The sequence below is a fragment of the Kaistella jeonii genome, assembly GCF_000812865.1.
Classification (GTDB): Bacteria; Bacteroidota; Bacteroidia; order Flavobacteriales; family Weeksellaceae; genus Kaistella; species Kaistella jeonii.
The window spans coordinates 38,831-64,235 of the sequence record NZ_JSYL01000010.1; the positions used below are offsets into that span (position 1 = coordinate 38,831).

At 36.2% G+C, this 25,405-nt stretch carries 17 protein-coding genes; 6 read left to right on the forward strand and 11 right to left on the reverse strand.

What is annotated here, in order from left to right; all coding sequences use genetic code 11:
* Positions 1–44: 44 nt before the first annotated feature.
* From sov to OA86_RS12385, 6 genes are all read right to left on the reverse strand, one after another.
* On the reverse strand, positions 45–7,118 hold the full coding sequence (sov, locus tag OA86_RS12360) for a T9SS outer membrane translocon Sov/SprA (protein ID WP_039353761.1): 7,074 nt from the start codon (positions 7,116–7,118) through the stop codon (positions 45–47).
* A 3-nt stretch (positions 7,119–7,121) separates the two neighbouring features.
* Positions 7,122–7,706 (reverse strand): Holliday junction branch migration protein RuvA, encoded by a 585-nt coding sequence (ruvA, locus tag OA86_RS12365; RefSeq protein WP_039353764.1) that lies wholly within the window; start codon positions 7,704–7,706, stop codon positions 7,122–7,124.
* 254 nt (positions 7,707–7,960) lie between these two features.
* Complete coding sequence (locus OA86_RS12370) at positions 7,961–10,246, reverse strand: NADP-dependent malic enzyme (RefSeq protein ID WP_039353767.1); 2,286 nt, start codon at positions 10,244–10,246, stop codon at positions 7,961–7,963.
* A 95-nt stretch (positions 10,247–10,341) separates the two neighbouring features.
* Positions 10,342–11,196 (reverse strand): BadF/BadG/BcrA/BcrD ATPase family protein, encoded by an 855-nt coding sequence (locus OA86_RS12375; RefSeq protein ID WP_039353768.1) that lies wholly within the window; start codon positions 11,194–11,196, stop codon positions 10,342–10,344.
* 154 nt (positions 11,197–11,350) lie between these two features.
* Positions 11,351–11,587: a NifU family protein gene (locus OA86_RS12380; protein WP_039353861.1), complete on the reverse strand. Its 237-nt coding sequence runs from the start codon at positions 11,585–11,587 to the stop codon at positions 11,351–11,353.
* 91 nt (positions 11,588–11,678) lie between these two features.
* A complete protein-coding gene (locus tag OA86_RS12385) occupies positions 11,679–12,782 on the reverse strand; it encodes an Mrp/NBP35 family ATP-binding protein (RefSeq protein ID WP_039353771.1) in 1,104 nt (367 codons plus the stop codon).
* Positions 12,783–13,049: 267 nt separating this feature from the next.
* On the opposite strand from OA86_RS12385, the gene OA86_RS12390 reads away from it, so the two are divergent.
* The 3 genes from OA86_RS12390 to OA86_RS12400 all read left to right on the forward strand — a co-directional run bounded on the left by OA86_RS12390 (position 13,050) and on the right by OA86_RS12400 (position 17,156).
* Positions 13,050–15,491 carry a TonB-dependent receptor plug domain-containing protein gene (locus OA86_RS12390; RefSeq protein ID WP_039353774.1) on the forward strand — a complete coding sequence of 814 codons (2,442 nt, stop codon included), beginning with the start codon at positions 13,050–13,052 and terminating at the stop codon, positions 15,489–15,491.
* Between the two features lie 39 nt (positions 15,492–15,530).
* A complete protein-coding gene (gene aqpZ, locus OA86_RS12395) occupies positions 15,531–16,265 on the forward strand; it encodes an aquaporin Z (RefSeq protein ID WP_039353776.1) in 735 nt (244 codons plus the stop codon).
* A 282-nt stretch (positions 16,266–16,547) separates the two neighbouring features.
* The gene (locus tag OA86_RS12400) at positions 16,548–17,156 is read left to right on the forward strand and encodes a DUF4142 domain-containing protein (protein ID WP_039353778.1); all 609 of its coding nucleotides are present in this window, start codon (positions 16,548–16,550) and stop codon (positions 17,154–17,156) included.
* 104 nt (positions 17,157–17,260) lie between these two features.
* On the opposite strand, the gene OA86_RS12405 is transcribed toward OA86_RS12400, so the two are convergent.
* From OA86_RS12405 to OA86_RS12420, 4 genes are all read right to left on the reverse strand, one after another.
* Entirely contained in the window at positions 17,261–18,511 is a 1,251-nt protein-coding gene (locus tag OA86_RS12405; RefSeq protein ID WP_039353781.1) for a dicarboxylate/amino acid:cation symporter, read from the reverse strand.
* Positions 18,512–18,807: 296 nt separating this feature from the next.
* Complete coding sequence (locus OA86_RS12410; RefSeq protein WP_039353784.1) at positions 18,808–19,227, reverse strand: SH3 domain-containing protein; 420 nt, start codon at positions 19,225–19,227, stop codon at positions 18,808–18,810.
* 6 nt (positions 19,228–19,233) lie between these two features.
* The gene (locus OA86_RS12415; protein WP_039353787.1) at positions 19,234–19,713 is read right to left on the reverse strand and encodes a BON domain-containing protein; all 480 of its coding nucleotides are present in this window, start codon (positions 19,711–19,713) and stop codon (positions 19,234–19,236) included.
* A 141-nt stretch (positions 19,714–19,854) separates the two neighbouring features.
* Positions 19,855–20,475 carry an alpha-ketoglutarate-dependent dioxygenase AlkB family protein gene (locus OA86_RS12420; RefSeq protein WP_039353790.1) on the reverse strand — a complete coding sequence of 207 codons (621 nt, stop codon included), beginning with the start codon at positions 20,473–20,475 and terminating at the stop codon, positions 19,855–19,857.
* 145 nt (positions 20,476–20,620) lie between these two features.
* On the opposite strand from OA86_RS12420, the gene OA86_RS12425 reads away from it, so the two are divergent.
* Both OA86_RS12425 and OA86_RS12430 read left to right on the forward strand, forming a co-directional pair.
* On the forward strand, positions 20,621–22,477 hold the full coding sequence (locus OA86_RS12425; RefSeq protein WP_039353792.1) for a CocE/NonD family hydrolase: 1,857 nt from the start codon (positions 20,621–20,623) through the stop codon (positions 22,475–22,477).
* A 229-nt stretch (positions 22,478–22,706) separates the two neighbouring features.
* Positions 22,707–23,546, forward strand: coding sequence for a hypothetical protein (locus tag OA86_RS12430; protein ID WP_039353795.1), 840 nt, complete (start codon positions 22,707–22,709; stop codon positions 23,544–23,546).
* Between the two features lie 147 nt (positions 23,547–23,693).
* On the opposite strand, the gene speB is transcribed toward OA86_RS12430, so the two are convergent.
* Positions 23,694–24,551 (reverse strand): agmatinase, encoded by an 858-nt coding sequence (gene speB / locus OA86_RS12435; RefSeq protein ID WP_039353797.1) that lies wholly within the window; start codon positions 24,549–24,551, stop codon positions 23,694–23,696.
* Between the two features lie 140 nt (positions 24,552–24,691).
* Between speB and OA86_RS12440 the strand changes: the two genes are divergently transcribed.
* Positions 24,692–25,372 (forward strand): HAD family hydrolase, encoded by a 681-nt coding sequence (locus OA86_RS12440; RefSeq protein WP_039353800.1) that lies wholly within the window; start codon positions 24,692–24,694, stop codon positions 25,370–25,372.
* Positions 25,373–25,405: the final 33 nt, after the last annotated feature.

Below are 25,405 nucleotides of genomic sequence, written 5' to 3' on the forward strand. Positions count from 1 at the left end.
CACCGATGGGGAGGGACTTTTAGAAAAATAAATATTTTTAATTTTTAGAAACCACCACTTCCAGAAAAAGTAAATGTTGCCGTTAAACCTGCTCTTATTGTAGAAAGAGGGAATGCTGTGGAAATTTTGTATTTGGTTAACAACTGATCATAAAAGAATCTAAGATTAAAGTTCTGAGACATATTGTAGTCTGCAGAGAATTTAAAGCTCATCATTCTTTGACCACCTGTAATTTGTGAATCATTTTGTAAAATATTGGTAATTCGGGTCTGGCTGTCTCTGAGGGAGAAATCACCACGAACATTTAAATCACTTTTAATAGTTCTTGCTTTACCTTTAAAATTGATTTTCATTTTCAGATCTTTTAGAATATATCCAAAACCTACGATGTATTCATTACCGGCATCTTCAGTCAAAGTTTGATTGACCAAACCAAGCATGAACAATCTGTCGCGATTGTACTGCGCGCGGAACTGCATGTTATTTCTCATCGTAACATCGGCACCGATCAATGGCGCAAAAGCTTCAACATAACCAACTTGAGAGAATGTATATGGATTGAATCCATTCCCAAAACTGTCGCCAAGAGGTGCGTTTGCATTATTTTGTCTGTTATAATAATCTACGCTTGACTGAATTCCTGTTGCAGTATAAGTTGAAGTATAACCATGAAGAATATCAAATTTTGAAAACTGACTGTTAATCAACGGAATATTTTTCAAGCCAGAATACGTAACTCTCCAGTTTGGAAGCGGGAATCCAGATTTTTTCGGATCTGAAAGCCTGCCATTTACAGATCTGCCCTCAACAGCCGCTTGAAATGCAGGAATCAAAACATAAGCATCTGCTAATCCACGACCCGCTTTGAAGTTACTTTCAATGTAAGAACCACCCGACTGAATGAAGATCTGTTTTGCATTTTCATACATCGCATCGTAAATACTTTTTCCGTCTTTAAAGGCGGTATTAAAAGTCCATGTTGTTTTGGAATAGCTGATCATATCGGTACCAAAAGAGTTCTGGAAACCATTTGCCGGATTAGAATCTGCATCTACATTATAACCACCCTGAATGAAATTGCTGTTATAATTTTTCAGGAAATTGAAGTCGATCCGGAAATCATTAATTGGTGCAACCTGCACATTCGCTAAGAAATTTTGATTTTTCATTTGCGAGTAAGGATCATTCATATAATTAGATGAAGAAAGCCATCCATTTTCAATAATCGTTCTTCTGACATCTGCTTGTGAACCTAGAAGGAAGCCAAAAGTAGGACCACCTAAAGTTTGTCCGTAACCATACCAATTTGGTGCAGAAAGTAAGCCGGGAAGCACTGTTCCGTTATTTTCATTATAAGAAACATCAATTTGTTTGATGGAAGTTAATGCATACGCAATCCCCTGGAAAGGATTCAATTTATTTTTGAATTTATAATTTTTGAAACTTTTCTTTTTGCCTTTCTTTTGCCAGGCTAAATTATAAACATTGTTGAGGGAATCAATTTCCTGTTTGCGTTTCTGCATCGTAGTATTGATCTTCTGGAAATATTTAAACTTACTGAAGAATTTCGGTACATCGAAAGCAGCAGTTGCTACAATATTATTGGTGTTTTGACCAATGCTTCCGAGACTTTCAGCTTGCTTGGTATCAGGATTTACAAAAGTCGTCAACACGGTACTTCTCGCGTTCCAGTTATAGGTGAATCCGTAACCGAGTTCAGCATTGATAAAGTCGAGATACGGTAAATATTCGAACGGGAATTTATAATTCAACTGTATTTTGTGATTATACAATACCGGTCTTCCTGCACGTAACGGATTAGCGAAAATTGAATTGGTGTTCATATCATAAACATTCAAATTATCGTTCAGCGTTCGCATTGCAGAATTAATTTCGAGTTTTAAAGATTTCGTAAAATTAAATCCTATCCCATATTGCCACCCGAAATAGAAGTTTCTGTTTCTTATCACATCAAAATCCTGACCCGGAGTTCTACTCAGAATAGCTTCGATATTTCTAAATTCGAGCTCATTATAATTACGGTCGATCTCTGCACGGAAAGACAATCTTGTCGGAATCGGATTTATGTTTACTTCTTTCAACCATCTTAAGTATTTATACGATTTGGCGGTATCGCTTACTATTTTATTAAAAGGTCTTAAAACATAAGGTTTGAAGGAATAATTATAATCAATATACCCTCTCAAATACTGACGGTAATTTTTCTTAGTATAAACATCTCTAAAGAAGTCGTCGTTATAAATCGAAGTTACCGAAAGATTTTCTACATCATAGAATTTCGGTTTTTTATTCGGGTTCATTCTGTCTTTACGCATGTTCACAACACCTATACTTCGCTGCTGCGTGTAAGTTCGTGCAACTTTTTTCAGTTCCTCTTTATTCGGAGCCTGATCAAAAGTGACATCATTATCTAACGGATTATATTTCGGATCTTCAATAGTTTGTGTGTAAGAATAATTCACCGGAATTTTCATTCCAACTTTTTCAGGTAAAAATTTATCCACGTTCACTGTAGTATTAATACTGAAGGCAGAACGTGCAGATTGCGCTCTTTCCGCAGGTTTTTCGGTGATCCCACCAAAACCAATACTCGAAACTGAAGCATTTGCATTCACCAAAGCGAAATCTCCTAAATTAAAATTCACGCTTGCATTTCCGGCATAACCGCCTTTGTTTTCAATTTCAGAAAGACGGATTTCATTTACCCACAGAACCAAATCTTTTGTGTTGGTCAAGGATTTATTTCGAACACCCAACATAATTGTTGTTACGTTTCCTAAACTTGGGCGACCTTTAATAAATATTTTTTTGTACGGATCGATCGCACCATAATCAAGATCTTCAGAACGGTCATCAATTCTGTTATTTGGATTTGAATCTCGTCTTAATTTCGCATCTACAAAATTTTGAATTTCCAGGTTCATTGTATTTTCCGCAGGCCAAATTTCTAAAGGTGATCTGGCGTTTGTAGCGGTATATTTTAATGACGCTTCGTATTCATAATAGTTATCAGTCGCATCGCTTCCGAAACGGATGAAGAAGGTTGCATCTTTATCATAAGCCGTTGAAGTTGGATTTCTTAAATCTTCTGCATGTACGAAAAGTTCTAATTTTTTATAACGACGCATATCCAAAGCAACATTTTTGAACACTCCTTTTGTAGTTTTCACAGCAATCGGCTGTGTTTTCATGTAAAGTGAAGATTCATTTTGTCTTTGTGCACCTGCATTTCCGCTCAAAACCTGTCTGTCAATTCCTGGAGGAAGAACGTAAGGAGGCTGGCTCAATCCGTTTTCTTCTAAGTTTACACTACCTACATCAACTTTTTCGTTGTCCACAGGATTTACACCTTCTGTATCGGTAATTGTTGTGGCAATATCTTTCGTATATTTTCTCCAGTCACTTCTTACCAAATCCAAAGTTCCGAATCGAATCGTTGAAGCCTGGTCAAAACCAGTTAAAAGCATTCTTGCGAATCGAACATTATTTAAAATGGAAGGATCTTTTGAACCTCCAGAAGTAGGATCTTTATCAAATTGCTGAACAGGAACGCGGAATAAGTACCATTTGTTACTTCCTTTTTGTCCGTTTTGGAATGTTACATCAACTTGTTTTTCATCAACGATAAATTTTTGTCCAACTGCGAGACTCGATTTATCTAAATTGATGGTGTACTGGTTGTAATTTTCGCTTTGATCTAAGTTATAATCTCTGTTTACATCTTCCGCATCAGGAGTTTGTGTGGCAACTTCGAGCGTATTGCTTTGTGAGTTTCCTTCCGGTCCACGGAAATATTTATATCTTTCTGTAAGTGATGAAGCTTGAGCGCCCTGGAATTTATCAGAAAGATAAAACAGGAAATCATCGGAAGCAGGATCAGTCACTTTGGTTACAGGATTGATGAAACTAGTTCCAAATTTTGTGGCTTCACCTTGAGCATCAAGACCGTCATATCCTAAATCTTGTGCTGTTCTCTCTTCGTTTTCGGTAGAGAAAGCATACAAAATCGGAAACTGATTCGGCTGTGTTCCCCAATTAGTTGTAGTCGTGTTTGCAGGAACATTTGGTGTAGGCAAACCATTTTCATACATCAATTTGCCATCTTTCAAAACATCTTCTGAAACATTTCCTAATTGAAGCAATAATTTAGGATTTGCACCTAAAGGATTTCCGTCTGCATAAGGATCCATCATCCAGAATTCCACATATTCAATATTAGAATTGACAAAATTGGAAACCGAAATCGGACGCATTAAACCAGCCCATCTTTGCTGAGTTGATTCTGCATTTGGATTCACGTTATAAGGCCCTCTTTCCTTTGGAAAATAACTGAGGTCAAAAGTATTGGTGTACAGTTGTTCGCCGGCAACAAAATCTCTGGAGTTGTATAATTCTCTGGTTTGAACTCTTCGTGAAGCGTGATTAGAAAGTGCTTGAGCATTAATTCCTCCTGGAGCGGCTCCACCAATTCCGTAGAATCGTGGATCAATATTGTACCAGGTTAACAAACCACGTCCGTTTCCTTGAGCGAGATCATTATTTAAGGTTCCATTCGCGAAATAAGGATCATTTGGATTTTTCTCAGGTTTTGAAGCCAAACTCCACATCGCCGGTTCTTTCAACGAAATTTTAGAAGTAGTCTGTTCAAAATCATCAATATAAGACTGGTCTCCCGTTCCTTTATTCTGTCCCGGAATTAAGTAAGCTCCTTCCGCAGCAAAACTTAAATTAGATGGCGCTTCTGTATTGATGAATGGGATTTTATCGGTCAATCTCGTAAGGAAAGGCAATTCATTATTGTACAAAACATTGAAACCTGCCATTGTATTATTCACCGCTTCCTGCCCGAAATTCACTTTTTGGGTTAAAGGAGTTTCAGCATAATTCACCACCGTTCCACCGATCGTAAGATGTTCATTAAATTTTCTTTCTAAATTTAATCCCAAAAATCTTTTTCTCTGTGTATTAAAAGTCAATTGATTTTCCAGCGAAATATTAATCGCCTGACCTGATTGTTTTACGGTTTCATTAATGATATTTACCGTTCCAAGCATGTAATCAACCGTATAATCGATTCCTTCCTGAAGCTGAACACCATTCGCAGTAACTTTCACAGAACCTTGTGGAACGTTGATCGCGCCTAAAGAAATCCCGGTTCCCTGCGAACCTTTGAATCGACCTTCCATGGTATATCCTAAAGCCAGTCTGTTTTCAGAAGCTACATTTTTGAACTTATCGTATAAATCATTAAAAACATATTTCGGATCACTGCTGCCTAAAACACCTTGCAAATAAGCCCCAAAAGGTTTTGCTTTGGTGAAAATCACCTTTCCATTTTGCGCATCGATCGTGATTCCGGGTACAAAATCGAAAATTCCGTCTCCGGTTACATTTCCATTTTGCTGTAAATCGTTGTTCATATTCAACCGATCCCAGTTGAATAATTTCAATAAATTCGTATCCTGAACCGGAGTATTTGGCAAATAATTTACTTTACCGTTGGTTGGGTCTCTTAAATAAACATTGAGTAAAAAACCATCGCTGTTAATTTGATTAGAATTCAATGAATAAATATTCTTCATCATCAAATCCCACATCGGAGTCGTAGTCGTTGTTTTTATATTTGATTTTAGCAACTTGGTGATCAAAACCGGACTTTCTTCTGAAAATTCTCCAACTTTATACACTTTGCTGTCTCCATTCAAGGTAAAAGTATAAGCAACTGATAAAAGCTGATTATCATTCAACCGCTGATTCAGGGAAATATAACCCAATTGCGGATGAAAAGTAAATTCGTTCTGATTTAATTTCCGTGCTTTTCTATTAAAAATAAATTCTTCACCATCAGTATAAGTTACTGGAGTTCCGTTTGCATTCGGAAAAGATTTCCCGTTGATCGCGTTGTAAGCGGTATTCACATCTCGAATTCCTGTTCCTAAACCGACAATTTGAGGGTAAAGCGTGTTTTGGGAATTATCTGGATATCCTGAAATGCCTTCTCCTAAATCACGAATTCCTAAGATTCCCTTCTGATCCTGAAGATTTCCGGAACCTTGATCTAGAACCCAGGCTTCAATTCGAGTGATGCTGATTCTGGAATTGATCTGTGGATAATTCAACAAGGCAGTATCATAATTATCTAAGAAATAATGTCCGATATAGTAATGCTGATTGTCTTCATAGTCGATCGCATTCAATTTAAAGGTATTCATCACACCTCCACCTTGAGCGATAATGCTGCGAGATTCCCCCTGTTGTTGAGAGAATACCAATGTTCCCGTCGTTTTTCCGAGTTGAAATTCTGTTTTTAAACCAAATAATGATTCTGAACCACGAATCAAACTCGTAGAAAGCGGCATATTCACATTTCCAAATTCTACCCTTTTGATAATCTTATCTTCGCCGCCAGTAGTTTTATCGTTTAAACCTTTGGTCTGTAGATCTTTCCAGCTTCCTTTTGCCTGCCAAACCAAATTCATCTTATTCTCAAAAGCAAATCCGCTTTGAGTATCATAATTGGCTTTAAGTTGTAGGTTTTCACCGACTTTACCAATTAATCCCAGCTGAATTCTCTGTTGAATGTCGATCGCAAAACTAGTTCTGTTCTGAGGTAAAATTAATGGATTGTCAATTTTTTGGTAAAGACCACCGATATCAAAAGAAGCAAAACCTTGTGGAATAATTTCAATTTTATTTCCACCAAAGATATTTTCAAAAAGCCTGTTTTTTACCTTAAAACTCGGAAGTAAACCTTTTTTCAGTGCATCAGTCTGATCTTTTTTGTAGCCTAAATTGTTCGTCGCCGATTTTTCATTATAATATTCGCTCAGCTGATTATTCAGCATATATTGATGATATTCGGAAGAAGTCATGGAAACAGGATTTCCTACGACCATATTTCCGACTTTGGGATAGAGAAAATACATTCCGCTGGAAACATCATAAAATGCCTCATATCGCATAGGATTCGGCAGGGAGAAATCCTGTCGTACAGACGAACTGTCTTGCGGTTTTACCTGTGCAAATATACTTGCAGAAGAAAAACACAAGAAAATAATAACTAAGAATGTATGCTGAAAAAAATTATTCTTCTTCAAATGTTAAATGTTTTTTAAGATTTGCTTCACCAATTGTTCTACTGAAAAATCTGGATTTTGCTTTAAAATTCGATCTGCAATTTTCTCGCTCATTTTTTTGGGTATTCCCAAAACCTCTAATGCAGATAACGATTCTTCTTTAATTTTATTATTTGCAAATGTAGAAATATTTTCGTCAGAATCCTTGAATTTTTGGACTTTATCCCTTAAATCAACAATCACTCTTTCAGCGGTTTTGGTGCCAATTCCCTTTACTTTTTGCAGGAGTAAACTATTGTTGGAAAGGATTGCTGTTGATATTTCTTCTAAGTTCAAAGAAGATAACATAATGATGGCAGAAACCGGCCCTACTCCATTAACACTTATTAACAGATTAAACATCTCTTTTTCTAAAATTGTGTTAAAACCGAAAAGTAAATGAGCGTCTTCCCGAATGATCTGTTGAATATTGAGAAAAGTTTCTTTTCCAAGCAATAATTTCTCGGAAGTCTGCAAACTAACGCCAACATAATAACCAACTCCCTGAACATCAATAACCATAGAAGTTGGATTGAGTTCCTGAACAATTCCTTTGAGTGAATAAATCATTTTATTTTATAAATCTTTTGAAGTTAATACAATTTTCAAATTCAAGAAATGGATACATTTAAATCCAAAACATACTTGAAAACATCTGAAAAATCACATTCCAACTTAAAAAAAATGAAATGTTTTTTTCAGAGCCCTAACTTACAAAAATTATAGAAATTTATTTCACACAAAAAACGCTACTAAAATTAGTAGCGTTTTATTAAATATTTAGTTGAACAAAGACCTTTTCAGACTTTGAAAATTATATAAAATTAAGCATTCTCTCTTCTCTGTGCATCTAAAACAGCGATTGTCGCCAAATTCACAATTTCATCTACACTTGCGCGCATTTGTAAAACGTGAACAGGTTTTTTAAGACCCATTAAAATAGGACCTACAACTTGCGCAACTTTTAATCCCCGAATAATTTTATAGGAAATATTTGCACTTTCTAAGTTAGGGAACACAAACACATTCGCCGGAGTTGTGCCCAGTTTTGAGAATGGATAATCGGAAAGATGATCAGCGTTTAAGGCAAAATCCGGTTGAATTTCACCATCAACGATCATATTCGGGAATTTCTCATGAAGCATTGAAACTGCTTTTGCTACTTTTTTTGAAGTCTCCGAAATACCTGCGAAATTTTCAAAAGATAACATGGCAATTCTCGGTTCGATGGCGAACGTTTTTACAGTCATTTCAGCCATTTTCGCAATATTCACCAAATCTTCTGATGTCGGATTTGGAATGATGGAAGTATCGGCAAAAAACAAAGGTCTTTTTTCCGTCATAATCATCATCATAGAAGCGATTTTATCAACCCCTTTTTCTTTTTCAATAATTTTTAAAATCGGTTTGATCGTGGATGAATAATTTTTCGAAAAACCGACAATTAAAGCATCGGTGTCACCATGATGCAACATCAAAGGACCGAAGTAATCTCTTTGTCGAACATATCTTTTCGCTTTGTACTCGTTCATTCCTTTTCTCTGACGCAATTTCCAGAGCGTTTCGCGATATTTAAGGCGATTTTCTTCCTGATCATCATCCATTGGATCAACAATTGGAACATCGAGTTCGATACCGAATTTTTTCATTTGTTCCTTCACATATTTTTTCTCTCCCAGTAAAATTGGTTGTGCGATTCCTTCTTCGTAAAGAATTTGAGCAGCTTTCAAAACGTTGTATTCTTCGGCATTGCCAAGTGTAACTCTTTTTGGATTAGAACGCGCTCTGTTTTGCATCATTCGGATGAGTTTCTCGTCGCGACCCATTCTGTCGAGCAAAGCATTTTCGTAATCATCAAAATTTTCGATAGGTTTTCCGGCGATTCCACTGTCCATAGCAGCTTTTGCAACGGCTTTGGAAACTCGGGTGATCAATCGGTTATCAAAAGGTTTCGGTATAAAATATTCTCTGCTGAAATTTAAATTTTTAACATTATAAGCTAAAATCACTGCTTCCGGCACAGGTTCTTTGGCCAAGTCAGCAATCGCTTTAACTGCGGCTAATTTCATTGCTTCATTAATTCCAGTTGCCTGAACATCGAGTGCGCCACGGAAAATATAAGGAAAACCAAGAACGTTATTCACTTGATTAGGATAATCACTTCTTCCAGTTGCCATGATGGTATCTTTTCGAGTTTCCATCGCTAATTCGTACTCAATTTCAGGGTTCGGATTTGCCAAACCAAAAACGATAGGATTTTCTGCCATCGTCAAAAGCATTTCTGCAGTCATGACATCTGCCTTTGAAAGTCCTATAAAAACATCAGCTCCGTTTAATGCGTCTGCTAAAGTTTCCATCTCTGTGTTCGCTACAAAAAAGAGTTTTTCTGGAGTAAGATTTTCCCTTTTGTGATTGATGATTCCTTTTGAATCGCACATCAAAACATTTTCTTTTTTCAGACCCAATTCTAAATAAAGTTTCGTACACGCAATTGCTGCAGCTCCGGCTCCATTAATAACAACTTTTACCTCACCAATTTTTTTATTGGCAATTTCCAGGGCATTAATTAGTGCAGCCGCAGAAATAATTGCCGTTCCGTGCTGATCATCGTGCATCAAAGGAATGTTGAGCTCTTCCTTTAATTTCTGCTCTATATAAAATGCTTCAGGAGCTTTGATGTCTTCTAAATTAATACCACCAAAAGTTGGCGCAATTCCTTTAACGATCTGGATGAATTTATCGGGATCAGTCTCATTAATTTCAATATCAAAAACATTAATATCGGCGAAAATTTTGAACAGAAGTCCTTTTCCTTCCATCACGGGTTTTGAAGCTTCGGCACCAATATTTCCTAAACCTAAAACTGCAGTTCCATTAGAAATAACAGCAACCAAGTTTCCTTTGCCTGTATATTCGTAAGCTAATTTCGGATCTCTTTCAATTTCTAAACAAGGGATCGCAACACCCGGAGAATATGCGATTGAAAGATCGCGCTGCGAAGAATGTGGCTTTGAAGGAACAACTTCTATCTTTCCTTTCGGCTCACTTCTATGATAATCGAGGACTGCTTCTTTAAAATTCTTCTCGTCTCTGTTCGTTTTGTTTGACATGTTTTTCTGTTTTTTGCAAGTGCAAATGTGAAAATTGATCAACATTTAATGATAGTTCTAATCATCAATGTTGAAGGTGAAATTTGAATTAAACTTTAATTCAAAATATATTTAAGGTGATAATCTACTAAACTTTCGATGGGTTTCTGAACTACTTTTCCTATCTTTAAATTGAGTTCAGCCGCAGCTGATCTTAAAATATCTTCATAAATGAAAGCAATATATCCAATAAAATTGATCTCTATTTCCCCGGCTTCAGGATATGGAAGGACCTGATAATCTAAGAAATTCTTCAATTCATCGAAAACCATATTTTGAAAATAAGGATGTTTTTTTCGTTCTGCAATAAATTTATTAAATTCTCCCAGATAAGCATTCGCTCTGGGATTATGATACATATTATGAATGGCATCTTCAATCGTAAGGTTGTAGGTGGCGCGGAAATCCTGCTCTAAATCTGAGGGTAACTTTTTCATAAAAAATCTGCGCAAAAGGTGTTTTCCCAAAGCACTTCCGCTTCCTTCATCACCAATTAAAAAACCGAGCGAAGGTAGATCAACTCTAATTTTTTCACCGTCGAAAAAACAGGAATTAGAACCGGTTCCGAGAATGCACACAATTGCAGGTTTCCCATTATAAGCGGCATAAGCAGCTGCAGTCATATCTTCTTTGATGGAAATATCTGCCTGCGGAAAAGCTTTTACAAATTCATTTTCTACTTTCTTGGCATTATCGGGAGTTCCGCAACCTGAACCGTAAAAAAAGACTTTTTCTATATGGTTTTTTAGAAAAAAGAGTTCCTGATTTCTGTCGATCTCTTTTACGATAAAATCGGGGTTAATGATATTTGGATTGAATCCCAAAGTGGTGGTTTTCAAATGGGTTTTTCCGGAATTTTCGAGGATCACCCAATCACATTTTGTGGAGCCGCCGTCAACAATGGCAATCATATTTTATTAAATTTAATGCGCTAAAATATCAATTTAATTTTAAACCTTTAATTTTTTACGCTACTATTTTAATTCTGCTGTAATTTTTAAATATAAGAATCAAAAAGGCAATCCAAAACTGAATTGCCAAGTTTATTTACAGGGTATCATTTATTTATTCTACCTCTATTACTTCTAAAATTTCGGGTGCAAATTGTTTAATGGTATTTTCTACGCCTAATTTCATGGTCGAAAAACTCATGGGACAACCATTACAGTTCCCTTGAAGTTTTACGGACACGATACCATCTTTCACATCGATCAATTCTATATCACCGCCGTCTTTGTTAAGAAACGGACGAATACTTTCCAGCGCATCCATTACTTTCGTCACTGTTTCTTCGTGTTTCATCTCTGTTTTCATTTTTCTTTTGTGATATAAATTCGGTTTTTTCTAAACCGCTATTTTTTATTTCTATAAGCTTCTGGAAGTAAATTCCAGCTTATTTTTTTGAAGAGCATCCCGCCATTGTGGTAATTTTTACCGCTTCAGTTGGAGGAAGTGATTTATTTCTTTCTACCAGACTTTCGATCATATTTTGGGCAGTTTTGATGTAGATCTCCTGGATTTTTGAACCTTCCTGCAAAACTGCAGGTCGACCAACATCTCCCGCTTCTCTAATGCTTTGAATCAAAGGAATTTCTCCTAAAACAGGGATTCCTAAATCTTCTGCTAAATATTGTGCGCCTTGATTTCCGAAAATGTAATATTTGTTATCCGGTAATTCAGCCGGAGTAAAGTACGACATATTTTCAATTAAACCTAAGACCGGAATATTGATACTTTCCATTTGGAACATTGCGATTCCTTTACGAACATCAGCTAATGCAATATGTTGCGGCGTACTCACGATCACGGCTCCTGTAACGGGAACTTCCTGAATAATAGACAAATGAATATCACCGGTTCCCGGAGGTAGATCGATCAAAAGAAAATCTAATTCACCCCAAGCTGCGTCGCGAATCATTTGATTTAAAGCTTTTGAAGCCATTGGTCCACGCCAAACTACGGCTTGGTTTGCTCCGGAGAAATATCCAATAGAGAGCATTTTCACACCATAATTTTCTACAGGTTTCATTAAATTCTTACCGTCGATCTCTACTGAAATTGGTTTTGAATCTGTAGTATCAAACATGGTAGGAATTGATGGTCCATAAATGTCAGCATCTAAAATACCCACTTTAAAACCCATATTTGCTAAAGTTACCGCAAGATTTGCCGCAACAGTAGATTTACCAACACCTCCTTTTCCGGAAGCTACGGCGATGATATTTTGAATTCCTTTGATTTGTTTTCCTTTGATCTGATTTTGCTGAACTTCCGAAGGTTCCGGTGAAGCGATCTTTAATTTCAAAACAACTTCTTCCCCAAATTCTGAAGCGAATGCCTGTTTCATTGCTGCTTCAAGTTTCTTTTTTTCGTGCATTGCCGGTGAATGTGCCGTCATATCAATATAAACATCATTTCCCATTACCTGGAAATTGTGTACTAGATCATCAACTTCTATTTCTTTCAAAAACGCCTGAACTTTTTCTTTCGTCAACATAATTCTGTATAATAAATTGGATGACAAATTTACGGAAATTTTTGTTATTTAGAATGAGTAAAAGTTATGATTAATGTCTGCATTTTGTTAATTCAAAGAAAAAGATTTTTTTCTGTGTTCCGTTTTTTTGCCACTAAACATGATCAGTAAAAACCATATTTGAATTACATTAAACTTACTAATTATGTTAAATTGTTGTTGTTTTTAACACAAAGAAGGTTAATATTTCGGAATTTTCTATCTACATTTGATTTAAAATTAAAATACATGAAAAAACTCATTCTACCGATCGTTCTTTGTGCTTCTCTATTTGTGTCTGCACAGGAAAAAAAGAAAGATTCTGATTCATTATCTGTTCAGGGAATTGATGAAGTCACCGTCACCGGAAGCAGAAATAAAAAAAGGACAGCAATTGACACTCCTGTTCCGGTAGATGTAATCGATGTAAAACAAATCAGCCAGGCAACAGGACAGGTTGATGTAAACCAGCTTTTGCAATTTGCAGCACCTTCTTTTAATTCTAATAAACAGTCAGGTTCTGATGGCGCAGATGCGGTAGATCCTGCAACTTTGCGCGGTTTAGGTCCCGACCAAACATTGGTTTTACTGAACGGAAAAAGATATCATCAATCTTCTCTCGTCAATTTATTTGGAACAAAAGGTCGCGGAAATTCTGGTACAGACATGAACACGATTCCTCTTGATGCGATCAAAAGAATAGAAGTTTTGCGAGATGGCGCTTCTGCTCAGTATGGCTCCGATGCAATTGCAGGTGTAATCAATGTTATTTTAAACGACAGAAAACAAGGTTTTGAAGCAAAGGCTTTTTACGGCTTAAATTTATTTAGAAGTCCGCACGGTGGAAATGAAATTGTTTCTGACAAAAAATTAGACGGACTTACTTTAGATGTCAGCGGAAATTACGGTGCGAGAATCGGTAACAAAGGCGGATTCATCAACATTACGGGCGAGGTTATTTCTAAAGGTTACGCCATTCGAAATGCTAATCCGGATTTATATACTGCGCCACGACAAAGATTTGGAGATGCAAAATCAAACAATTATTATCTTTTTTACAACGCGCAAATCCCCGTTTCTGAGAAAACCGATTTTTACTCTTTTGGAGGGTATTCTTACCGCAACACCGATGCTTACGCCTGGACAAGAAGCGCCGATGCAGATGGAAATGCACCTTCGATCTATCCGGATGGTTTCAATCCGATCGAAAACACGCAAATCAAAGATTTCAATTTTAATAATGGACTTAAATTTAAAGTTACCAACTGGGATGTCGATTTATACAATGCGTTCGGGAGCAATCAGTTCACATACAACATCAACAATACCGTAAACGCGACTTTGGGTGCCAATTCGAAAACAAGTTTTGATGCAGGCGGTCATTCGCTTTTACAGAATACGAGTGGCTTCAATGCGTCGAAAGGTTTTGGAGTTTTAGAAGGATTAAATGTGGCATTTGGAGCAGAATTTAGATACGAACAATTTAAAATCATCAAGGGAGAAGAGCAATCTTATGCAGCGTACGACATTAATGGAAACATTGTAACGGCTTCTACTCCCGAAGATCTATTGGTCATAAATCCGCTTTCCGGAAATGTGAGACCAGCTGGTTCACAAGGATTTCCGGGATACTCTATGGCAGTGAATCAAGGAAGAAATAATGTTGCAGCTTATCTGGACACAGAACTTGATCTTACGAAAAACTGGATGATCAGTGCTGCAGGAAGATTCGAAAATTACAGTGATTTCGGAAGTACCGTTAACGGAAAATTTGCAACCAGATATAAGATCACCAATCAATTTGCTTTTCGGGGATCGGTTTCTACCGGATTTCGCGCGCCTTCTTTGGTTCAGAAATTTTATGGTTTAAACTTTACCAATTTTCAGGGTGGTCAACTCGTGACAATTCAGTTAGCTTCGAATGACAGCTTCCTGGCGAAATCGGTAGGAATTCCACAATTGAAACAGGAAAAATCGGTTAATGGAAGTGCCGGATTTACTTTTAATTCTAATAAATTCACCGCAACAGTTGATGGTTATTACGTAAAGGTGAAAGACAGAATCGTACTGACCGGAAATTTTGATCAAACCGATGATAAAATTGGCCAAATCTTGATTGACAATCATATTGATCAGGCACAGTTTTTCACCAACGCCATCGACACCAAAACTTTAGGACTTGATCTTATTTTAACGTACACCGAAAATATTGGAAACGGTAAATTAACTTCAAGTTTTGCCGCTAACTTTAATGATATGGAAATCACTTCTGTGAATACAACTCCTGAACTGAAGGGCAAAGAAGATGTTTATTTAAGTCCAAGAGAAAGAGCATTCATTTTGGCTTCGGCTCCTAAGAGCAAATTTAATTTGAGTTTAAATTACAAGATCAATAAATTCAATACGAATTTACAGCTGGTAAGATTCGATAAGGTCACTTTGATCGGTTATAATGGTCCAGACGATTATCAAAAATATGGTGCAAAAGTAACGACGGATCTTTCTTTCGGTTATGATTTTACTAAAAATTTCAACTGGACCATAGGAGGTAAAAACGTATTCAACAGATATCCAAACCTACAGGTTCCGGCTGTTTCTGATGGAAATACTGAGTCTGGAGGAATTTTCGACCCTGTTCAAATGGGATTCTCTGGAAGACAGATTTTCACAAGACTTCATTATACTTTTTAAATAACTGATATCATAATATTAACTAAAAACTAAAAAAAAATGAACGTTTCCTTAACATCAAAAATTGTAGCAGAAATGCTCGGCACAATGGTCCTGGTCTTAATGGGTTGCGGAAGCGCGATAATTGCTGCATCCAATGGAATTCCAGACGTAAATGGGGTCGGACTTTTAGGGATCGCTTTTGCTTTTGGCTTAAGTGTTCTCGCCATGGTTTATGCGATCGGCCACATTTCCGGTTGCCACATTAATCCAGCTATTTCAGTCGCCATGGTCGTTGCGGGAAGAATGAAAGCCAAAGAAGCAGCATTTTATGTCATTGCCCAAATTATTGGAGCAATCATTGGCTCCGGGATTTTATATGTTATAGTAACAAATCAAATTGCAGGTTTTGAATTAAAACCTTACGCTTTAGGATCCAACGGATGGGGAGCAGGTTATTTGGGAGAATACAATACGGTAGCGGCTTTTGTAGCAGAATTTATTTTCACCTTTATTTTCCTTCTGGTTATTTTGGGTTCTACCTCAACAAAAAATATCAACGGTGGATTTGCCGGGTTAGCAATTGGTTTGTCTCTTACGCTCATTCATATTGTAGGAATAAAAATTACGGGAGTTTCTGTAAATCCGGCTAGAAGTATCGGTCCCGCAATTTTTGCCGGTGGAGCAGCAATTTCGCAACTTTGGTTATTTATCGTTGCGCCAATATTAGGAGGAGCTGTAGCAGCTCTTGTGCACGGAGCGTTAATTGAAAATCCCAAAAGTTTTAAGGAATAAAAAAATTATTATAAATATTTAAAAACACCAACTCTCGCAAAGTTGGTGTTTTCTTTTATAGAATAAACTTTAAAGTAAACATCGCTTTTTAGAGGACTCTAAGATTTACATCATTAAATTTTTAACATCAATTTAATTTAGGAAAATTCTATTTTGAAAATTACTTCGATGAAGTTGAAATACCTCTGAATAACTCAATTCTAATTTGGCAAAATAATTGCACGATATAAAAAGTTAAAAAACATTAAACAATTTATACACAACATTTTAAATTCAATTTTTATGAAAAATTCAATCTTAGCAATTTTGGCTGTAGCTGCATTAGCTTCTTGCAAAAAAAATGAAACAACCGTGGTAGATAATGCTACAGACAGTTCGATGATTGCACCAACCACTGATTCTTCGATGATGCCGAAGGATTCTACATCCATGACATCCACGACGGGAACAATGGGAACCATGAGTGCCCAAGACAAAATGTTCGCAGATGCAGCAGCAAAAGGAGGAATGATGGAAGTGATGATGGGTGAACTTGCTGAAACCAGCGGAATGAACGCGAAAGTGAAAGCTTTAGGAAAAATGATGAAAGAAGATCATACCAAAGCAAACGACGAACTGAAAAGTTGGGCAATGACCGCAAAATATATGCTACCTACCAAAATGGATGCAGATCAACAAAAAATGTATGACGATTTAAAAATGAAGAAAGGAGCAGATTTCGATAAAGCATATACCGATTTGATGGTAACTGACCACAAAAAAGATATCGCAGAATTCAAAAAAGAAGCTACCGAGGGAACAGGAGATTTGAAAGCATTTGCTTCTAAAACAGTTTCAACTTTGGAAGGTCATTTAAAAGCTTCTGAAGATGCAATGAAAGCTGTAAAATAATCTACTAAAGATTTTTACGAGAAAATCCCGCAATTATGCGGGATTTTTTAATTCAGCCTTTTCAAATTTTTACTAAAGTTTTGATACTTTCTTTTAATAAAAATTTACAAATCTCCGCCATGATTATCAAGTTGTCCTTCCCATTTGGAAACAGCAGATGTTGCTAAAGCATTTCCTAAAACGTTGGTCATACTTCTTCCCATATCACAAAAATGGTCGATTGGTAAAATCAAAGCAATTCCTTCTGGTGGAATACCAAACATGGTACAAGTCGCGACGATGATGACCAAACTCGCTCTTGGAACGCCGGCAATTCCTTTTGAGGTTAACATTAAAACTAAAAGCATAATGATCTGTTGCCCCAAAGTCATCTCGATGCCATAAATCTGGGCAATAAATATCGCTGCGAAAGTCATGTACATCATACTTCCATCGAGGTTAAAGGAATATCCTAAAGGTAAAATGAAGGAGACAATTCTATTGTTACACCCAAATCTTTCCAGTTCTTCAACGAGTTTCGGGAAAACCGCTTCGGAACTTGTGGTAGAAAATGCGATGAGCAAAGGTTCTTTTATTCTTCGTAATAATTCAAAAAGTCGGTTTCCTAAAATTAAATATCCTACGATGCAGAGAACAAGCCATAAAATTGCCAAGGCGAAGAAAAAATCTCTTAAATAAATGGCGTAAACTTTGAAAATATCAAAACCATTTGTGGCAACTACTGCTGCGATGGCTCCTAAAACTCCAAGTGGCGCAAACCACATAATATAACCGACCATTTTTAGAATGGCATGTGCACAAATATCTAAAGCGCGAACAATAGGTTTCGTATATTCTTCGCCCATATTAGCTAAAGCAATTCCGAACATAATGGAGAAAACTACGATCTGTAAAACTTCATTGGTGGCAAATGCTTCAAACAAACTTTTCGGAATAATATGTTTTACAAATTCTTCTAAAGATAAACCTTGACTGTTTGCGACCACATCTCCGGCTGCATCTGCAGCAGGTTTTGCGAGTTGCATAACGCGACCAGGTTCTAACCAATTTACAAAAGCCAATCCGATCATTAACGAAACTAAAGAAGCGGTAATAAACCAAAGCATCGCTTTTGAGCCGACTCTACCAATCATTTTGATGTCACTCATTTTTGCAATTCCCACTACTAAAGTGGTAAAAACCAAAGGCGCGATAATCATCTGTACAAGACGGATGAAAATAGTTCCGAGTAATTTAATATTTTTCGAAAATCCCGCTGAACTTTCTGGATATTGCGTATGAACAACTCCACCCATAATGACCCCGATAACTAAGGCAATGATAATAAAGATGAACAGTTTGTTTTGACCTTTCATATGTTGATTTTTTGTAACGGTTACAAATATATGTTTTTTTGCGAAACACTGATTTAGATTTCTGCTTTTGGACAAGCGATTAGCTCAATGCTATTTATATTTTTAATTTAATCGCCGAAACTCTGGACAAGCGATTGAAGTGGAAATCCTTTTTTTTGTGCAGGGAAAAGCGCTGGCAAAAAAAGATTGCAGCGAAAAGCGCGGTCCCGATAAGAAACATCAGTTTCTTATCGGGATGGCCCAAAATAAAAAAACCCCTGAAAAATCAGAGGTTCCGTAGTATGTTTAAGTAGAAATTAAGCTTTCAAATATCTTGCGTAAGCATAACCTTCTTCTCCATCGGCAGTTTTCACTTTCCACCAATCATCGTTGGTTTGTTCAACCAAAGTGACAGATTCGCCTTTTGCAGCTTTACCAACAATGGCAGCATCTGTAGAAGCTTCCTGTCGGATATTCAAATTAGAATCTTCTGTAGCAACCGTTAATGAAGCTCCAGCTGCCAAACCAGCAACCTGAACATCAACATTAATATCGGAAGCGGAATACGTAGAATCGATCGCTCCTAAAGCGTTCCAAACCGCATCTTTTGCAGAACTTGAACCAGCGTGACCTGAAACATAAAGAATCCCATCCTGTTCTGTAACCTGAAGATTTGAAACTCCGGCTGATTGTGCTGCAGAAATTACTCCAGCGTATTTATCTTGTAATGCACTCATTTTTAATTATTTTACGGTATAGTTATAATTTACTTTCCCTGCTTTCAAAGCATCTACAGACATTTTGATTTGTTTTGCCTGTGCTTGAGAAACGTTTCCTGTCAAAGTTAATTCGCCATTTACCACTTCTACTTTTACAGAAGGGAAATCTTTCACGGCATCTGTAACTTTTTGCTGAACCATAGGATCAACTGCAGAAACTGTCTCTACTACAACGGGAGCTGCGATCGTAGACATATCCATTACATCTTTCACGCCAGGAATCGCTTTTAAGGAAGCTATCATATTATCTTTTGAAGCTTGATCAGCAAAAGTTCCGCTTAAATGTGCAGTACCATCTTTTACTTCAACCGACGCATTTGGATTCGCAGTTACAACAGTAGTTGCCTGAGTTTGAAGCTCTGCATCAGAAACTTTCTTTTTACAAGAGATAGAACCGATAGACACGGCAAGTGCCAAAGCAGCCATTGCAATTGTTTTTTTCATAGTTATATGTATTTAATGTTAAAAATTATGAATTCAAATTTAATAATAATATCTTCTTTTAAATCTTTCTATATGATAAATTTTTCTTAAAATTTATCATATAACAGTTAATTCGTAGAGAATATGGCACAATAAAGATGGTTAAAGAGAAGAGTTGTTAACTATCATCCGGAAGGTCAGATTGATTCTTGGTGCAAATATTTTTTTTGTGGGCGGTAATCGGTGAACCCAAAAACTTTGAGTTTGATCTTTCATTATCAGCAGACTTCCGTTGGCTAAAACCAATTCAACTTTTTCTTTCGTTATTTTATGTTTGAAGGAAAATTTTCTTTCGGCACCAAAACTTAAAGAAGCAATTGCACCATTTTTTTTCAAATCTTTTTCGCCGTCGCTGTGATAAGCCATTCCTTCATTTCCGTCGTGGTACAGATTGAGCAAACAGGAATTAAATTTTTCACCGGTTTTTTCTTCTGTTAATTTTTTGAGTTCTAAAAGTTGCGGCGTCCATTTCAAAGCTTTTTTAGTGGAATTGGAATAAGTGTATTCGAAATTTTCGTCGCCGTACCACGCCACTTTTCTTTTCGTAATGATTTTTTTACCGAAGATGATGGCTTCATCATTTCGCCACTCGATTGTTTTGAAAAGATGATCAAAGAATTCATTCGCTTTTTCTTCCTTTAAAATTTTACCGTAATAATTTACCGTTCCATCTTGTGGAAGGAGATTTTTCTGTGGATCTGCGATATTTTCAAATAATTCCATGAATATAATTTAAAGTTCAAATTTCTGTTTTTTATTTTATAAATTCGTTCAAAATTATTTCTATGAAATCGCTAGGTTTTTTTTAAAGGAGACGACAACTGAAAAGGCGATTACATATGACCACTAAAAATAATAAAATTTACATATGAAAAAATACTTTCAAATTACTTTTATCTTTTTAATGATTTTTGGCTTTGCTCAAAACAAGCCGGATAATACTTTTGTTAAGGATCATTACACCAAAAAAGAAGTTTATATCACGATGCGCGATGGTGTGAAACTCTTCACTTCTATTTACACGCCAAAAGATATTTCGAAAAATAAAAAACTTCCTTTTATAATGCAGCGAACCTGCTACAGCATTGCACCGTACGGAGAAACTGAATTTCCGAGATCTTTGGGTCCTAATAAATATTTGATGCAGGATGAATATATTTTCGTTTACCAGGATGTTCGCGGAAGATATATGAGTGAAGGAAGCTGGACGAATATGACGCCGCAAGTAGAACACAAATCTAAAAAAGATGTGGACGAAAGCACCGATACTTATGACACCATCGATTGGCTCATCAAAAATGTAGATAACAATAATAAAAAAGTCGGTCAGTACGGAACTTCTTATCCGGGATTTTATACGGCTGCAGGGATTTTGTCTGATCATCCGGCTTTAGTGGCATCTTCTCCACAAGCGCCAATCTCAGATTTTTGGAACAATGATTTTTTACATAATGGAAAATTCATGTTAGGATATTTCCGAACGTTCCCTGTGTTTGGAATTCAGAAAACGAAGGCTGAAAAAGAGGGTTGGTTTATGGACACTTTCATTAAACCGACGTCAGAAGATGGTTTGAAATTCTACAGAGACATGGGAACTTTGAAAGATGGTTACGAAAAATATTATAAAAATAATTTCTTCATGACCGAAATTATGAACCATCCAAACTATGATTATTTCTGGCAAAAAAGAAGTTTACTTCCTCATTTGAAAAACGTCAATCACGCCGTAATGACTGTTGGTGGTTGGTTTGATGCTGAAGATCTTTCAGGACCTTTAAATATTTATAAAACGATTGAAAGAACGAGTCCGAAAGCGAAGAATACTATCGTTATGGGACCTTTTTCTCACGGTGGTTGGGGAAGAGAAACCGGAAAAGCATTTCAAAACGACATTTATTTCGGAGATAGCATCGCGACTTACTACCAGAAAAATCTGGAAACTAAATTCTTTAATCATTATTTAAAAGGCGATACCAAAACCGATGCGGGAATTCCGGAAGCTGTGATGTTTGATACCGGAAGTAAAGAATGGCGGGAATTTGCGCAATATCCGCCGAAAAACGCGAAGAAAATGAATTTTTATATGGCAGATGGAACTTTGAAAAATTCCGCTGCTAATAATTTTACGGAATATTACAGCGATCCTTCAAACCCAGTTTTGAGTTCAGCGAACTTGAAAGATTTTAATGGTTTTACTCCTAGAAATTACATGAGCGAAGACCAGAGATTTGCAGAAGGAAGACCAGATGTTGCCACTTTTACGACAGATATTCTAACAGAAGACATGACCTTCGGCGGAGAATTAATGGCAAAACTCAATATTGCTTCTACATCTACTGATGCAGATTTCGCCGTAAAATTAATTGATGTTTATCCAGAAGATTTTGTACCGAAAGAGAAAAAAGACGGTGTGATTTATGGCAATTATCACCAAATGGTGCGAAGCGAAATTATGCCTGCACGATTTAGAAATTCGCGGGAAAAGCCGGAAGCTCTGGTTCCGAATCAAAAAACCGCGGTCGATTTTAAATTACAGGATGTGATGCATACTTTCAAAAAAGGACATCGAATTCAGATTCAGATTTCAAGCACCTGGTTTCCTTTGTTTACGGTAAACCCTCAAAAATTTATGGATAATCCAAATTTTGCGACTAAGAAAGATTATACAAAAGCGATGATCAAAATATTTGGGGACAGTTCTTTAGAAGTTGATGTTTTAAAGTAATATTTATATATCAACAGCAGTAGCAACAACCTCACATTTTGCACCTTTTAACATTACCTAAAAATTACAAATTTATCCTAATTTTCTTCGAAAAATTTCAAATTTTTAACAACAACTTAATATAATTGAAATTGATAGCTCTGAATATTCATGAATCACTTAATAAACATTTGCAAAACATATTTTTAGATTAAGATTAAGTTTTATATTTGTATAAAAACATATTGAGATGAAAAAAATTTACACCTTAGTTGCTATCGTTTGCTTGTCGCTGCATTTAAGTGCACAAAATGCATCAAAAAGCGCTCACATTATTAAATTGATGGATGGAAAAGAAATGAAAGGAACTGTTGTAAAAGTTTCTGCCAATGAAGTTACTTTTGTCTATGAGGGAGAAAAAGCAGAATACACGGTGAAAAATTCTGACATTGAAAAAATCGAACATTCAAGTGGAAGAGTTGAGGTGTATAATAATAAAGTGGTTAAAAACGACAATAAAGATTTATCTGCAAAAAAATATACCCGCGCTGAAAGAAAGAATAAGATTGCAATAATGCCGTTTACTTTTTTTGTTGAAAATGATTTGGGACCCGAGCAAATCGGTTTGAAAGCGCAGGAAGACACTTATGGATTGATCGCCAGGAATACACCTGGTTACACAATTTTAGATGCCAGAACTACAAATGCACTTTTGAACAGAGCCGGTGCTAAGAAAGAAAATATTGCAAATTTTACGATGGAAGATCTTTGTGAGATCGTGGGCGCTGAATATATTATTACTGGAACCGTATCGCAAACCAAAGCCGATAAAATTGAAAACGAGCGAGGACGTGTCGAAGTAAAACCAGAAACCAAGGGTAATGATGTTCTTACTGGCATCACCGGTATTGCGACTGGCTCCAAAAGTAAACAGCAAAATTACAATGTGGCCGTAACTGTACATATTTACAAAGATGACAATACCAGTATTTACAGCCGTTCACACAAAGCATTTTTTCCCAGTACAGACGGTTCTTTCGCCGATCCTTTACAGTATATTATGAAAAGAAATCCGCTTTATAAAAAATAATTATTGGTCGCACAAGATTCAATGGTAGTATTTATTGAAATCTAAATTGTACTATTTTTCATCAATATTATCCTTTTTAGATTTTGAATCACGATGTAATAAAATCTGTTTTACTCTGAAAAGCTAAATAAATTTAAACTGTATTTTCTATTTTCCTTTTCCCAAATGGTAATAAGCCAACATTTTATAATATAATTTTGCCGCTAAAAAAGCAGTTGGTTTCGGCATCGGAGAATCCATTAATTCTACAATATCAAAAGCTACCACATTGCATTTTTCAAAAACTTTTTTTAACAATTCTAAAGTTGGATACCATTGCAAACCACCTGGTTCGGGTGTTCCTGTTGAAGGCGCAATCGATGGATCGAATGCGTCTAAATCAATCGTGATATAAACATTTCCGGAAACTTTTTCTAAAACATCATCGATCCAGTCTGCTTTTTTAGCGATTTCGTGTGCCCAGAAACATTGCTCCTTATTTACATGTTCCATTTCTTCGATGTCGCAAGAACGAATTCCAACCTGTACCAAATTGTGCTTTTTGCTCGCTTCAAAAACGGCACAAGCATGATTGGAAGTGCTTCCATGAAAATCTGGACGCAAATCAGTATGCGCATCTAATTGCAAAATAGTTAATTTTTCATACTTTTCTCCAACTGCACGAATTGAACCGATAGAAACAGAATGTTCCCCACCAAAAAGCGTGAATAATTTTCCGTAGTTGCTCAAAAGTTCTTTCGTTTTTTGATAAACTGCTTCTGTCATTGCTTCGGGTGAAGATTTTTCTATGATTTCGCCACCAAGAAAAATGCCTTCCAAATAAGGCTCGGTATTGGTTTCGATATCATACAATTCCATGTTTTCGGAAGCATCTAAAAAAAGCTCCGGACCTTTGTCAGCACCTTTTCCCCAAGTGGAAGTTCCATCGTAAGGAACGGTTACGAGCATTACTTTTGAAGTTTCCAGCTGAGCATTTTCTTCGGGAATTCCGGCGTATGTTTTCATGAATTATTTTCGGTTTTAAGTTTTGAATTTAGATTGTCAAAGATAAGAAAATGGCGTTACAATTAATAAAAATGAAATCTCTTTTGAGGTTCTACTTTTAATTACTCATTCTAAATCCTTAAATTTGTAAAAATTCTCAAATGCCATTAAAAGCAGTACTATTTGATATGGATGGAGTCATCGTTGACACTGAACCACTCCACCGAAAAGCGTATTATAAAATGTTTCATGATCTGGGAATTGAGGTTTCCGAAGAATTATACACTTCTTTCACGGGAGCGTCGACAAAGAAAGTTTGCGAAACTTTGGTCTCAAAATATCAACTTGAAAAAAATCAGGAAGAATTAGCGGTCATTAAAAGAAAATATTTCAAGGATTATTTTTATAATGATGCAGATTTCCATCTTCTTCCCGGAGTTAAAAATTTGATTGAAAATTATTTTGAAAACGGAATTAAACTCGTGTTGGCTTCTTCTGCAAGTATGACGACGATAAATATGGTTTTTGAGAAATTTGCATTGGAGAAATATTTCATTGGAAAAATAAGTGGTGCCGATTTGAAAGAGTCAAAACCTCATCCGGAAGTATTTTTAATTGCTGCTGAAATAGCGAATGAAGCCAAAGAAAACTGCATGGTGATTGAAGATTCTACGAATGGAATTATTGCAGCACATTCTGCAGGTATATTTTGCGTGGCTTACAAAAGTGAACATTCGTTGGCTCAAAACTATGAAAAAGCAAATTTGGTCATTTCAGACTTTGCAGAAATTGAGTTTGAGAAGATTGAAAGTACATTTATGGCTAATTCACAACAAATTTGAATAACATCTACCTCGCTGAGTTTAGTTAAAAAT